The organism is Gordonia sp. SMJS1 (assembly GCF_029866425.1).
GTDB classification, from domain to species: Bacteria; Actinomycetota; Actinomycetes; order Mycobacteriales; family Mycobacteriaceae; genus Gordonia; species Gordonia hongkongensis.
Genome location: NZ_CP123381.1, coordinates 4,420,915 through 4,434,499, shown reverse-complemented (window position 1 = coordinate 4,434,499; position 13,585 = coordinate 4,420,915). Strand labels below are relative to the sequence as shown.

9 protein-coding genes and 1 tRNA gene are annotated in these 13,585 nt (G+C 69.3%); 2 read left to right on the top strand and 8 right to left on the bottom strand.

The window, feature by feature from the left end:
* Positions 1 to 6 precede the first annotated feature (6 nt).
* The 5 genes from QAD21_RS20095 to QAD21_RS20075 all read right to left on the bottom strand — a co-directional run bounded on the left by QAD21_RS20095 (position 7) and on the right by QAD21_RS20075 (position 5,509).
* Positions 7 to 1,629, bottom strand: coding sequence for an HNH endonuclease signature motif containing protein (locus tag QAD21_RS20095; RefSeq protein ID WP_205333958.1), 1,623 nt, complete (start codon positions 1,627 to 1,629; stop codon positions 7 to 9).
* A 202-nt stretch (positions 1,630 to 1,831) separates the two neighbouring features.
* A complete protein-coding gene (gene selB / locus QAD21_RS20090; protein WP_068971197.1) occupies positions 1,832 to 3,625 on the bottom strand; it encodes a selenocysteine-specific translation elongation factor in 1,794 nt (597 codons plus the stop codon).
* 10 nt (positions 3,626 to 3,635) lie between these two features.
* Entirely contained in the window at positions 3,636 to 4,952 is a 1,317-nt protein-coding gene (gene selA, locus QAD21_RS20085) for an L-seryl-tRNA(Sec) selenium transferase (protein ID WP_068971196.1), read from the bottom strand.
* 138 nt (positions 4,953 to 5,090) lie between these two features.
* Positions 5,091 to 5,185: transfer RNA gene (locus QAD21_RS20080), tRNA-Sec, on the bottom strand.
* Between the two features lie 33 nt (positions 5,186 to 5,218).
* A complete protein-coding gene (locus QAD21_RS20075) occupies positions 5,219 to 5,509 on the bottom strand; it encodes a hypothetical protein (protein ID WP_137810378.1) in 291 nt (96 codons plus the stop codon).
* A gap of 65 nt (positions 5,510 to 5,574) precedes the next feature.
* Between QAD21_RS20075 and selD the strand changes: the two genes are divergently transcribed.
* On the top strand, positions 5,575 to 6,570 hold the full coding sequence (gene selD / locus QAD21_RS20070; protein ID WP_137810377.1) for a selenide, water dikinase SelD: 996 nt from the start codon (positions 5,575 to 5,577) through the stop codon (positions 6,568 to 6,570).
* Between the two features lie 460 nt (positions 6,571 to 7,030).
* On the opposite strand, the gene nrfD is transcribed toward selD, so the two are convergent.
* From nrfD to fdh, 3 genes are read right to left on the bottom strand one after another with little or no spacing between them, the layout of a single operon-like run.
* Positions 7,031 to 8,143, bottom strand: a complete 1,113-nt coding sequence (nrfD, locus tag QAD21_RS20065; protein ID WP_137810376.1) for an NrfD/PsrC family molybdoenzyme membrane anchor subunit — start codon at positions 8,141 to 8,143, stop codon at positions 7,031 to 7,033.
* On the bottom strand, positions 8,140 to 9,189 hold the full coding sequence (locus QAD21_RS20060) for a 4Fe-4S dicluster domain-containing protein (RefSeq protein ID WP_205333957.1): 1,050 nt from the start codon (positions 9,187 to 9,189) through the stop codon (positions 8,140 to 8,142). The genes nrfD and QAD21_RS20060 overlap by 4 nt, the downstream gene beginning before the upstream one ends.
* Complete coding sequence (fdh, locus tag QAD21_RS20055; RefSeq protein ID WP_277243149.1) at positions 9,190 to 12,519, bottom strand: formate dehydrogenase; 3,330 nt, start codon at positions 12,517 to 12,519, stop codon at positions 9,190 to 9,192.
* Between the two features lie 165 nt (positions 12,520 to 12,684).
* Between fdh and QAD21_RS20050 the strand changes: the two genes are divergently transcribed.
* A complete protein-coding gene (locus QAD21_RS20050) occupies positions 12,685 to 13,572 on the top strand; it encodes an alpha/beta hydrolase (protein ID WP_068971115.1) in 888 nt (295 codons plus the stop codon).
* Positions 13,573 to 13,585 lie beyond the last annotated feature (13 nt).

The window sequence follows — 13,585 nt, the reverse complement described above, 5'->3', positions numbered from 1 at the left end:
CGAACTTCACGAGGTGGCGAGTAACTCCATGAGGTGTGCTTCGACGAGGGAGGGCCGGGGCGTGCGTGGTCCGGGTCGGGGTGGTCGGACGTCGATGACGTGGCTGGTTTTCAGCCATGAGCGGCGCGCGTCATGTGGGCGTGGCTCGTCGCCGGACGTGGTGCGTCCGTGGATCTCTCGCCGCACCTGTGCCAGGTGGGCCTGCAACCGCTTGGGTATGTCGGGTCGGCGGTTGATGTATTCGGGGTTGGGCGGTGCGCCGGGTTCGACGTTGAGTCGCCAGGCGCAGCGGCCTTCGTCTGGCCCGGACCGGACGATCCGGGTGGTGTACTGGCCGGGTTGGTCGCCGACCATGCGGTTGTGGCGGGGACAGGCCGGTGCGAGGTCATCGATGTCGGTGAGTCCGCCCTTGGCCCAGTCTCGTTCGGCGTGATGAAGCTCGACCTGGGTGGCGGGCTGATCGCACCCGGGAGCCGAGCACACCTCGCCGTCGGGTCGGGCGAAGGAGACCAGGCGTTGTTCGCGGGTGGCGAGGCGTTTGCCCCGTCCGAAGTGCAGGGGGACGGTGGTGGCGTCTTTGAAGATCGCGAGCCAGGGTTGCATGTCGGCGGCCATCGCGATCAAGTCCCGGATGGGCAGCAGGGTTCCGGTGGCGGTGGTGGCGAGTCCGGCTTCGCGGGTCAGGTCGGAGAGGTCGGCTTTGATGATCAGTTGCACGGGCAGGCCTCGGTGCGAGGTTCCCAGTGTTCCGTCGGCGAAGCCTGCGGCCAGTGCGGCGTCGAGGGCGTCGTGATTGGTCTGGGCGAGAGTGCGGCCGTCGCGGTCGGCTGCCGAGGCCAGGGCGTCGGGGTCGGCGGTGCCGGCCGGTCCGCGAGGCGACTGCGGGTCGTCGGGGTTGTTGAGTCCGGGTTTGCCCCAGACGGCGAACATCATCGTCAGCCGGGCGACGAGTTCGGGTGTCAGGGTGCCCGATATCTTGGCGGTGCCGTCGGCGCGTTGCCGACCGATCCACAGGCCGCGGCGTCGTTTCTGGTCGGTGTCGTCGGCCAGGGTGCCGTCGGGGTCGAGATGGGCGAGCAGCCGCGCGCCGAGCCGGGTGATCTCGGCAGGCGTGTGGGCTTCGGCGATTTCGGCCATCTGTCGTTCAGCGGCGACCTTGATGTCGTGGTCGATGGTGCCCGGGATGCGGTCGAGGACGTCCAATGCGGCCTGGACGTGCGCGGTGCCGACCGTGCCTTGTGCGAACGCTTCGGCGAGACAGGGGTATTCGGGTGGGAGGACCTCGCCGCCGAGGCTGGTCCGGTGGGCGGTGGCGTCCATATGCTTACGGCGGCGCATCGGGTTCGACACTCGTAGCCGGTGGGTCATGAACTGCATCAGGGTGCGGCAGCCGGCCTTGCGTGGCAGGTCGCGGGCGACGGCCTGATCGATCTGCCGGTCCCCGGCGACGGTCAGACGAGCGATGGCGCGTTCGGTCTCCGCGGCCACCTCAGCGAGTTCGGCATCGGTACACGGCGACAGATCCACGGTCTGCAATTTGTCGAGGGTGCGGTGGAGATCGGCCACCAACTCAACGGCACGCGGTTGCGGCGCTGTCGAGTCGCCACCGACGTGTGCGGTGCTGGGCATGACGGTCACCTCCTCCGAGAACCGTTGCTGCGAATGTAGGTTCGAGTGTACACCAATCCAGACGTGCGGCAAGGCCAAACATACTGCTGTGCAATGCTATTCGTTGATGTCGACTTGTCGGTGTCGTGTGGTAGGGGCCTCGGACGGAAGCTCTTCCCGCGATTCACACGGCGACCTGTACGACAGGACCACCGCCCGTTGCTCAGCGCACGACCTCCCGGTGCCCGGCGTCAAGACGGCGGGTCCAACCGCGGGCGTCGAGGTACTCCAGTAGCGGAATGACCACGCGCCGAGTGGTTCCGAGCGCCTGACGAGCGGCGCTGGTGGTGAACGGCTGATCGAGCGAGGCGAGGATGCGCATCGCCAGGGCGGGGGCGGTCGGCAACAGCACGACACCGTCGCGCAAACGGAGAATTCGGCCCGTGCGCTCGGCGGCGGCGAGTTCTCGGGCGCCCAAGCCGAGTGCGGTGAGGTCATCGGCCTCGGGTGCACGGAACGGGTGGTCGGCGAGCCGGCGCTCCAGTGCGCTGACCGCGTCGTCGGCATCACCCAGGGAGGGCTTGTGACCCGGGATTGCCAGGTGCCCGTCGGACGATGACAGCCCGGCTTCCGAGATGACGGTCGCCAGCAGCGTCGTGTCCGGGAGCCCGAGCAGCGCGGGTGCGCCGGCCGCAGAGAGCCCGGCCGACAACGGGTCCCGTTGATGTAGTTCGCGGACGGCGGCGTGAAGCCGTTCCGCCCAGGCGGTGAGGGAGGTTTCGGCGACCCACCACTCGCCGATCACTCGTACGCCGTGGGGAGCGGGCTCGGCGTCGTCGACCAGGCCGAGTCGCGTCAGATCGGTGACGCGCATCGCGCCACGCCGATGCACTTCTTCGGCGGCCCCGGCGCCGTCGGACATGGCCGCCAGCGAGGCAGCGCGCCGTGTTGCGTCGCCGCGCCGGGTCAGCGCCGGGGGATCGGGGTGCAGCACGACGCCACCGCCAACAATCCGTTGGCCGGGATCCCGGAGCACCACCCGATCGCCCCGCGACATCGGCACGGCACGGGCGAGGGTCACACGCGCGTGGTCGCCGTCGAAGGGGCGCAACCGAACCGGTAGCGCCGCTGTGCCGATGTGTGCGACGAGGTGTTCCGGTGCCTCCTCGAAGGACATGCCGCTCACGCGCCGGACATCGGCGACTGCGGAGGTGTGCCAGGCTCCGGGCGTCACGAGTGCGTCGCCGCGCGAGACGTCGTCGACGCCGACGCCGCGCAGATTGATCGCGACTCGGCTGACCGGGCCGGCGCTGGTGAGAGTTGCACCCTCGCTCTGCAATCCACGGACATCGAGTCGCCGGCGGCCGTCAACCGTGAGCAGGTCCAGGGTGTCGCCGACCGAGATGGTCCCGGCGGATAGGGTGCCGGTGACGACGGTGCCGGCGCCGGTGCGGGTGAAGACCCGGTCGATCCAGAACCGGACACGCCCCGAGGTCGACGGCGGTGATGTCCCGGCCAAGACGGCGTCGAGCCGTGTGCGCAGTTCGTCGATTCCGACGCGATCGGGCGCCGACACCACGACCGCCGGCGCATCGGAAAGGCCGGTGCGGCTGAGGCGATCACGCGACAGATCGATCACTTCACGAACGCGGTCGGGCGAGGCCCGGTCGGCTCGGGTGATGACCAGCAGCCCGTACTCGATGCCGAGGGCGGCGACGGCATCACGGTGGTCGTCGGACTGGGCGCTCCATCCCTCGTCCGCGGCGACGACGAACAGGACGACGGGCGCCGGGCCCAGGCCGGCCAGCATGTTCGGGATGAACCGCTCGTGGCCGGGGACGTCGACGAAGGCCACGTCGGCACCGGAAGGCAGTGTGGTCCAGGCGAAACCGAGGTCGATCGTCAGCCCGCGGCGTCGTTCCTCCTCCCATCGGTCCGGCTCGATCCCGGTCAGAGCACGCACCAGTGTGGACTTCCCGTGGTCCACGTGTCCGGCGGTGGCCACCACGTACTTCACGAGCGCGACTTCACGACGCGCCCAGAGCCTGTCGGATCGCGGCGAGTACCCGCACGTCGTCGGCTTCGGGAACGCAGCGCAGGTCCACCAGACACGCGTCGTCGTGAACGCGGGGTAGGACGGCCGGATCGCCGACGCGTAGGCGGGCGGCCGTTGCGACCGGAAGCCGCACCGCCCACCCCGGCAGCGGCACGCCGGGTGCGCCACCGCCACCCACCCGTCCGTCATGGGCGACGATCGGGAATCCGACTGCCGTGCCCAGGGATTCGGTACGCACGCGAAGTCTGTCGGGATCGGCGTGGAGGTATTCCCAGACGGGGGGTCGTGGCCCGCCGACGGTTGCCTCCATCGCAGCCAGTGCCAGCTTGTCCGCGCGAACGGCCCGTGCGAGTGGGTGTTTCGCGAGACGCTGAACGAGCGCTCCATCGCCGAGGAGGAGTCCGGCCTGTGGTCCGCCCAGGAGTTTGTCGCCGCTGGCGATGACGAGGTCGGCGCCGGATTCGAGTGTCGTGGTGGCGTCGGGTTCGTCGGGCAGCAGCGGGTCGGGTTGCAGGAGTCCGCTGCCGATGTCGGCGACGACGGGCACGCCGTGCGCCCGGGCGAGGCCGCGCAGCTCGGAGAGCGATGTCTCGCTGGTGAAGCCCTCGACCCGGAAGTTGCTCGGATGCACCTTGAGAATTGCTCCGACGTCGTCGTCGGTGAGGGCGTCGGCGTAGTCGCGTGCGTGGGTGCGGTTGGTGGTGCCGACCTCGTGTAACCGGGCGCCTGTCGACGCGATCAGTTCGGTGAGCCGGAAACCTGCGCCGATCTCGATCATCTCGCCACGACTGATGACGACTGCACGCCCGGCCGCCAGCGCGGTCGTCGCCAGTACCAATGCGGCCGCACCGTTGTTGACCATCAGCGCGTCTTCCGCTGCGGGACAGGCTCGTAGGAGAGCGCTGCGGGTGGCCGCCCCGCGCTTCGACCGGGTGCCGGACTCGAGATCGAGTTCCACGTCGACGTAACCCGACGCCGCGCCGACGGCGTCGAGCGCCGCGGGTGACAGCGGTGCCCGCCCGAGGTTCGTGTGCACGACGACCCCGGTGGCGTTGAGCACGGGGCGGATCGACGAGGCATACGACGCGCTGACCGATTCCACGACGATCCGCTCGACGTCATCCGGTGGCGTCTCGCCGCGGCGGGCCGCGTCCTGGGCCTGGCGAATGATGTCGCGAATCGCTGTGTCGCCCAGTCGTGCACGCGCCGCGGACACCGCGGGCAGGGCCAACAGTGCGTCGGTTCGCGGAATTCGACGGCGCGGATCGGTGACGGGGGGCTTCGACACGGCTCCTCGCTTCGCTCGTCACCGGCTCAGCCGGCGGGGGGTGGGCTCTCGCTTCGCTCGTCTCCGGCTCAGCCGGCGGGGGTGGCTCTCGCTTCGCTCGTCACCGGCTCAGCCGGCGGGGGTCACGGTCGACCCCCCTGGCGGAGGCGGACGGGAATCGAACCCGCCAGGCCGAGATACTCGACCTCCTCGGTTTTGAAGACCGGGGAGCCCACCAGGACCCATACGCCTCCACGCGGTCCCAACCTATCCGACGTGCGGCCGGGTCAGTCCTGCCGGTGCGGCCAGTTGCCCTCGGTGATGAGTTCCTCGAAGTGGCGGATCAACTTCGGGTTGAGATCGTCATCGACGGCACGCTCAAAATCGCCGTCCCACTTCGCAAACCACTCCTCGTCGCGCTTCATCAGGAAGATGGGCCAGCCGTGGGTGATATCGAGTTCGTCGGCGTACAGGTCGGTCGACCCGTCCTCCCGCATGTACCAGTAGTGGTGACCGGATTCCCAGAACGCCTGCAGCTCGCCGGCCGTGACGTAGTACTCGCCGTCTGCTTGCCTCATGAGCCCGATGGTAGCGATCGCCGGAGGACAGCATCGGAGATTACCGGAGGGCTACCCTCGACACGGTGACCGTGCGAAGCGAGACACCCATCCGACTGACCGGCTACGCCCACGGTGGTGGATGCGCGTGCAAGATCCCGCCGGGCGAGCTCGAGCAGGCGGTCGCGGGACTCACCGGCCAGGTCGGCGACGACATCATCGTCGGACTCGACGACGGCGACGACGCCGCGGCAGTGCGTATCCGCGACGACGTCGCGGTGCTCTCCACCGCCGACTTCTTCACCCCGGTCGTCGACGATCCGTACGACTGGGGCCGCATCGCCGCGGCCAACGCGCTGTCGGACATCTATGCCATGGGCGGCACCCCCGTCGTCGCCATCAACCTGGTCGGCTGGCCGCGGGAGGTGCTGCCGATGGAGCTGATGACCGAGGTGCTGCGCGGCGGTCTCGACGTCGGGGCGCAGGCCGCCTGTCCGGTGATCGGCGGGCACACCATCGACGATCCGGAACCGAAGTACGGCATGGCGGTGACAGGGGTGGCCGAACCCGGCCGGTTGTTGCGCAACGACGCGGCCGAGCCGGGGCTGCCGATCACCCTGACCAAACCGATCGGGGTCGGACTGTTGAACAACCGGCACAAGCAGACCGGCGAGGTGTTCGACGAGGCGATCGCCCTGATGACGACGCTCAATCGCGATGCGTCGAGCGCCGCGGTCGCGGCCGGCGTCCGCGCGGCGACCGACGTGACCGGCTTCGGCCTGCTCGGGCATCTGCACAAACTGTGCCGCGCGTCGGGGGTCGGCGCGGTAGTCGACCGCGCTTCGGTGCCCGCGGTCGACGGGGCGGCGCAGGCACTTCGGGACGGTTTCGTGTCCGGGGGTACCCGCCGCAATCTCGACTGGGTGCGTCCGCACCTCACGGTCGGTTCCGGTGTCGCCGAGGACGACCTGCTGTTCCTCGCGGACGCACAGACCTCGGGCGGGCTGCTCGTGGTCGGCGAGGTCCCGGGCTACCCGGTGATCGGCGAGACGGTGGCGGGCTTCGGGATCACGGTGCGCTGACCCTTCGTGGCTCGTCGCTTGCGCTCCTCGCACCTCAGGGAGCAGGGGTTATGCGCCTCTTTCGGATTAGGGAGCGGTGGGGTCGCCGAGACGGTTGCGGGGATGGGTATCCGGGTTCGCTGACTCGGTCGCCAAGACCCTTCGTGACGCGCCCTCCGCAAGCTCCGGGCGCTCCTCAGGGAGCGGGGGCCTGGCGGCCGTTGTGGACCACGAAAGAACACTCGTGAACGTCCGAAAAACATGCTCCCTGAGGTGCGAGCGAAGCGAGCCACGAAGGGTCACGCAACGTGTCTCACCAGGCCCTTCGTGGCTCGTCGCTTGCGCTCCTCGCACCTCAGGGAGCAATGGGGACCGCCTTTTTCGGATAGAGAGCGGAGGGGGTGGCGCTTGCGCTCGGGAGCGGAGTGCGGCGCTGGCGCTCAGGGAGCAGCAGGGGGCGGCGCTCCTCAGTGGGCACCGCTCAGGGCGCGGGCGGCCCGGTGGTGATCGAGTCGTCGGTGATTCCGGCGGCACGACGGGCCGCGAGGCGGCGCTTCTGCGGTTCGATCGTGTAGCGGGGGTTCTTGGCCGACTCGATGCCGGCGTCGAAGACGCCGAATCGCGTGCAGGCCGACGCGGCGAGCAGTGCGAGTCCCGAGACGACCGCCAGGGGGCGGGAGCGCCCGCTGAGCAACGCGCCCACTCCGCCGGCGACGGCGAGTCGCTCGCTCCAGCGCAGCAGGGTGCCGGCCTTTCCGTGGTGGAGCGGTTCGGCGGCGACCGGGTCCATCCGTCGCTCCGTGAGTCGCATCGCGACGAGGTCGCCGACCACGCCCAGCGCCGCGAGAGTCCGTGCCGGCCCGGCCTGACCGACCGGCGTGGTGACCAGCGCCAGCCCGCTCGACGCCAGGCTCGCGGAACTGACGAACACGAACGGCAGGTCCCGGTGCATGGCGTTCCAGGTCGGCACGGCGGTATCGGAGAGCAGGACCGCGGTGTACACCGCGAGCGGCGGACCCGCCAGCCCGGCGGCCAGCCCGGCGGGGGCCTCGACGGCGCGCAACACCGCACGAAGCGGCCCGAGCGGCAGCCGCGCACCGGTCATCCGGTCGACCTCGGCGACCGCCGCGACGCCGAGTGCCCCGCTGAACGCCGACAGCATCCAGGAACCGACGCTCATCGGCGACGTCACCTTGAACGTGCGCAACATGTTGTAGAACCGGTCCGGCCGTCCGAGGTCGGCGACGAGCGCGATCCCGCCCAGACCCACGGCACCCAGACCACCGAGGCGGGCGTTGCGGCGCAACGCGTCCCGCCCGGTGAGCTGGGCCCCGGCGGCCAGGACGCCGGAGCCGCCGGCGACACCGCCGAGGAACAGGTAGGCGGCCACCTTCTCGTCCCAGGGTGGTGGCTTGACGACGGGATGCCCGTAATACGAGGTGAATTCGGCATCGGGCACCATCGACATCTCACGGTTGCCGTCGCCCTGCCCGAAACCTCTACCCGGTCTGCGTTTTCCGCCACGGCCGAAACCCCGGCCGCGCCGCCGGGGCGGCTCCGGCGGACGGAAGGAGTCGAACTCCGACGAGGTCATCGGCCGCCCCGTAGGAACGAGAGTGCGGCGGCGGCCAGCATTCCGGCCGCCGCGATCCCGGCGCGCTTGTACATGGCCGGCAGGTCCGCGGTGCACACCCGCGGGTCCGGCGGCAGTCCGTAGACCTCCGGCTCGTCGAGCAGCAGGAACACCGATCCGGTGCCGCCGACACCGTCGTTCGGGTTGGCGCCGTAGAGCCGCGCCTCGGTCATGCCCTGCTCGTGCAGCGCCCGGACGCGGGCGTGCGCGTCGTCGACGAGGTCGTCGTGGTCGCCGAACTTGATCGACGTGGTCGGGCAGGTCTTCGCGCAAGCCGGTGTCTCGTCGTCGAGCAACCGGTCGTAGCAGAGCGTGCACTTTTGCGCGACACCGCGTTTGGGCACCTCGGGCTGCTCGCCCTTGCGTTCGCCGGAGCGGGTCGTCGGCGCGGCGGTGCCGTCGGCCCGGCGCTCGACGACGCCGAACGGACATCCGGCCACGCACGTCCCGCAGCCGTTGCAGACGTCGTCCTGGATCACGACGGTGCCGAACTCGGTGCGGAACAGCGCGCCGGTCGGACAGACGTCGAGGCACCCGGCGTGGGTGCAGTGCTTGCAGACATCCGACGACATCAGCCAGCGGAACTCGGGGGTGTCGGGGACTTCGACTCGGCTCGTCGCTTCGCTCCTCGCCGGCTCAGCCGGCAGGGGAGAGGGCCTGGTCGGCAGAGACGAACGATCTTCAGGCGAGGAGCCGGGCATCGCGGGCATGCCCAGTCCGACGAGCGCACGCCCGGACTCGCGGGCCTCGGCGATGCGGTCGGAATTCTGCTCGATGAAGGCGACGTGGCGCCAGGTGCTCGCGCCGAGGGCGACGGTGTTGTCGTACGACATCCCGGTGAGGGCGAGGTCGCCGTCGCGCGGGTTGCCGTTCCATTCCTTGCACGCCACCTCGCAGGCCTTGCAGCCGATGCAGATCGAGGTGTCGGTGAAGAACCCCTTGCGCTCCTTGTGGGTGTTCCAGTGCGCGTCGGTGCTGGGATCGGATGGCCCGGACAGCTGTCCCATCTACTCCTCCGCCTTCCCGGTGATGTGCTGGTTGTCGGTCTCGACGGTGACCCCGGCCCGCTCCTGGTAGGCACGCACCAGGTCGAGCAGTGCCCGGCCTTGCGGCCGGCGCCCGGCGATGACGTCGCACGAGCCCACCTTGGACTCCTGGATCTGCACGTTCGGATCCAGTGTGACCCCGATCAGATCGTTGGCGGCGTCGCCGCTGATCACGGCGTTGGAACCCACGCCCCAGTGATAGGGGAGACCCACCTGATGCACCTGCCGGCCGTTGATGGTCAGCGGCATCATGCGGTCGGTCACGAGCACCCGCGCCTCGATCGCGGCGCGCGGCGACACGATCGTCGCCCAGCCCTCGTTGGTGAGGCCCCGCTCTTCGGCGAGTTCGGGTGAGATCTCGCAGAACATCTCCGGCTGCAGTTCCGTCAGGTACGGCGTCCAGCGGCTCATGCCACCCGCGGTGTGGTGCTCGGTGAGCCGGTACGTCGTGAACACGAACGGGTACACCTCGGAGCCGGGGCTCTCGCCGCTGGGTGCGTCGAGATTGTCCGTGCGGGGGAACAGGACTCGCGATGGCGACTGCTGCTGGGGATACAGCGCGTTGACCACCGGGGATTCCTGCGGTTCGTAGTGCGTCGGCAACGGGCCGTCGACCAGCCCGCGCGGGGCGTAGAGCCAGCCCTTCCCGTCGGCCTGCATGACGAACGGGTCGTCGCCGCAGAGGGCTTCGACGCCGCCGACCGACGGGTCGGGACGAGCATCGGGAGCCAGGTCGACAGGGAAGTCGGGCACGTCGGGACCGACCCACCGCCCGGCGTCGGCGTCCCATTCCATGTACCGCTTGCGTTCGCTCCACGGGCGGCCGTCGGGGTCGGCCGACGCACGGTTGTAGAGGATTCGACGATCCGCCGGCCACACCCAGCCCCACTCGTGCTGGGTGACCCCGCCGCCGCCCTGCGGGACCCGGCGTGCGGCCAGGTTCGACGGCCCGTCGGTGTCCGCGCCGGTGTAGACCCCGGTGTAGATCCAGCAGCCGCCCGCGGTCGAGCCGTCGCGCTTCATCTGGGTGTAGGACGTGAGGTTCGAGCCGGCGTCTTCGCCGTTCACGTGGTAGCCGTTGATCTCCGACAGCACCGCTTCGGGGTCGGGGTTGCCGTGGTCGTCGAGGGGATAGTCCCATGTGACGTCGAGCAGCGGGCGGTCACGTTCGTCGGTCGACTCGGCGAGGCGTTCGCGGATGCGCCGCCCGAGCTCGAAGAAGAAGTCCATCTCGCTCTGGCACTGACCCGGTGGCTCGACCGCCTGGTGGCGCCACTGCACCATGCGCTGGGTCTGCGTGAACGAGCCGGCCTTCTCCACATGCGTGGCCGCGGGGAGGAAGAACACCTCGGTGGCGATGTCCTCGGTGCGCAGCTCGCCGGACTCGATCTCCGGGCCCTCCTTCCACCAGGTGGCCGTCTCGATCATGTTGAGGTCGCGGACGACGAGCCATTTGAGGTGCGACATCGCCATCCGCGCCTGGCGCCCGTTGGCCGATCCGACCGCCGGGTTCTGGCCGAGGACGAAGTAACCGTCGACCTTGTCGGCGAGCATGTCGACCGTCGTCTGGAAGGTCCCGGCGGGCCCGGTGAGCCGGGGCAGGTAGTCGTAACACCAGTCGTTCTCGGCGGTTGCGGCATCCCCGAACCACGCCTTGAGAAGACTCACCATGTAGTCCTCGGCGTTGGCCCAGAAACCCTTCTCGGCCTTCGACGTGATCGCGTCGATGTAGTCGGCGAAACTGTCATGCTTGCCCGCCGAGGGCATCGGCAGATACCCGGGCAGCAGGTTGAACAGCGTCGGGATGTCGGTGGACCCCTGGATGCTCGCGTGTCCGCGGAGGGCCATGATGCCGCCGCCGGGGCGCCCGACGTTGCCGAGCAGGAGTTGCAGAACCGACGCGGCGCGGATGAACTGCGCGCCGAAGGTGTGCTGGGTCCAGCCGGTCGCGTACCCGAAGCACGTGGTGCGCTCGCGGCCGGAGTTGTCGGTGACGGCCCGGGCCAGATACTCGAAGTCGCGCACCGAGATCCCGCACATGTCGCGCACCATCTCGGGTGTGTAGCGCGAGTAGTGACGCTTGACGATCTGGAACACGCTGCGCGGGTGTTCCAGGGTGTCATCGCGCACTGTCGCCCCGTGTTCCAGCGGCGGCCCGCCGGAGCCATGCTCGTGCCCCACCGCGCGGTCCTTCACCCGCGGCCCGTCGTCCGGGTGGCCGGGCGACTCGACCTTGCCGTCCTCGCTGTCGCGGCCACCGTCGTCGGAGTGGGCGGACGGTTCCTCGTAAGCCCAACTGGTGGCGTCGTATTCGCCGGTCTCCGCGTCGAAGCCGGAGAACAGGCCGTCGAGATCCTCGGTGTCGCGGAAATCCGCGGCGATCAGGGTGGCGGCGTTCGTGTAGGCGACGACGTACTCGCGGAAGTACTTCTCGTGCGTGATGGCGTAGTTGATGAGCGCACCGAGCAGGACGACGTCAGAGCCGGCCCGGATGGAGATGTGCCGGTCGGCCACCGCAGAGGTACGGGTGAAACGCGGATCGACGTGAATGATCGTCGCGCCCTTGGCCTTCGCCTCCGACACCCACTGGAAACCCACCGGGTGCGCCTCGGCCATGTTGCCGCCCATGAGAACGATGCAATCGGCGTTGGCCATGTCCTGCAGTGATTGCGTGGCGCCGCCGCGTCCGAACGAGGCCCCCAGACCGGGAACCGTGGCGGAGTGTCATATGCGGGCCTGGTTCTCGATCTGGATCGCGCCCGCCGCGGTGAAGAGCTTCTTGATCAGATAGTTCTCTTCGTTGTCGAGGGTGGCACCGCCGAGCGAGGCGACACCGGTGGTCCGCCGGAGCAGTCGGCCCTCGTCGTCGCGGTCCTGCCAGCCACGGCGTCGGGCCTCGAGGAAACGGTCGGCGATCATGTCGATCGCGGTGTCGCGATCCAGGTCCTGCCACTCGGTCGCGTACGCGGCCCGATAGCGGATCGAGGTCTGCCGCATCGGGTTGTTGACCAACTGCTCGCTCGACGCGCCCTTGGGACAGAGGCGCCCGCGGGAGATCGGGGAGTCCGGGTCGCCCTCGATCTGGACCACCCGCTCGTCCTTGACGTACACCTTCTGCCCGCAACCCACCGCGCAGAACGGGCACACGCTCTGGACCACACGGTCCGCGGTGGCGGTGCGCGGTTCGATGCCGCGTGTCCTCGCCGAGGTGACCGCCGGTCCGCGCCCGAAGACGTCGCCCGACCGCAACTGGCGGAACACCGGCCATTCGAGGGGGCTGAAGGCTGGCACCCGTCCGAGTCTAGACCTCATCGTCTGCGGTTGCGTCTCGACCGTTGCTATCGTGGCGGGTGGAGTGCCGGGAAGTCTGGTCGGCTGCACGTGTGTCGTTGTCATCCCTTGCCGGGCTGATCATCGATGCCGTGTGCCGTGAAGACGCGCCGATGGGATTTCCTGATGATCACCGCATACAAGACCGAATCCGGCCGCGACGTAATCCGACGATGGTGCGAGATCCGGTTGTCGGCAGCAGATTGTGTTGCCGCGCAATGGGAAGTCCAGACGTCGGCGGGGCGGACCAGGATCGTTGCATCCCGGTCTCCCGACCCCGGGACGGCGGCACCCGCCGACCGGCGCACTGTCGTCGTGGTGCCGGGTACGAACATGAACTCGGCGACGATGATCCCGCTGCTGTCCGAACTCGCGCGGAACAACGACGTCATCAGTCTGGACGTGCCCGGCCAGCCGGGGACAAGTGCACCGGAACGTCCGCGGCGACGCGGTCGGATCCCTGCCTACGGGCGGTGGCTCGACGAGGTGCTCGGCGCGACGGTCGCCCATCCGGTGATCGTGCTGGGTCACTCGCTCGGGGCTGCGATCGCGTTGGCCGGTGCCTCATCGCTGATCGCCGGACGCCTACTCGTGTCACCTGCGGGCATCACCCGTTTGGCGGTCTCGCCTCGGACATTGCGCACAACCGTCTCATGGCTGGCCTCGCCTCGGCCGGAACGCTCGTATGATCTGCTGCGAATGATGACGGCGCCGGACAGAAACGTCGATCCCGCGCTGATCGCATGGATGGATCTGGTTGCCGGACACTGCCGTACGAGTCTGGCGCCGGGGCCGTCTGATGAATTGCCGACGGACCGCCCCTTGATGGTGGTCTCCGGCGACCATGACGTCTTCTTGCCGACACTGCGGCTGGCTGAGGTGGTACATGCGCGGCTCGACGTCGAGCTGAAAGTCCTGGACGACTGCGGCCACCTGGCTCCGCACGATCAGCCGAAGCGGATCGCAGAACTTCTCGACCGTCTCAACCGGGAGCTCGTCACCCCGCCCGGATGACAGGCACGACTAC

What these genes read in the sequence shown, in the direction of transcription:
- QAD21_RS20095 (WP_205333958.1), bottom strand. Translation starts at nt 1,629, where the DNA reads ATGCCCAGCACCGCACACGTCGGTGGCGACTCGACAGCGCCGCAACCG.
- QAD21_RS20075 (WP_137810378.1), bottom strand. Translation starts at nt 5,509, where the DNA reads ATGAGGCAAGCAGACGGCGAGTACTACGTCACGGCCGGCGAGCTGCAG.
- nrfD (WP_137810376.1), bottom strand. Translation starts at nt 8,143, where the DNA reads ATGACCTCGTCGGAGTTCGACTCCTTCCGTCCGCCGGAGCCGCCCCGG.
- QAD21_RS20060 (WP_205333957.1), bottom strand. Translation starts at nt 9,189, where the DNA reads ATGGGACAGCTGTCCGGGCCATCCGATCCCAGCACCGACGCGCACTGG.
- QAD21_RS20050 (WP_068971115.1), top strand. Translation starts at nt 12,685, where the DNA reads ATGATCACCGCATACAAGACCGAATCCGGCCGCGACGTAATCCGACGA.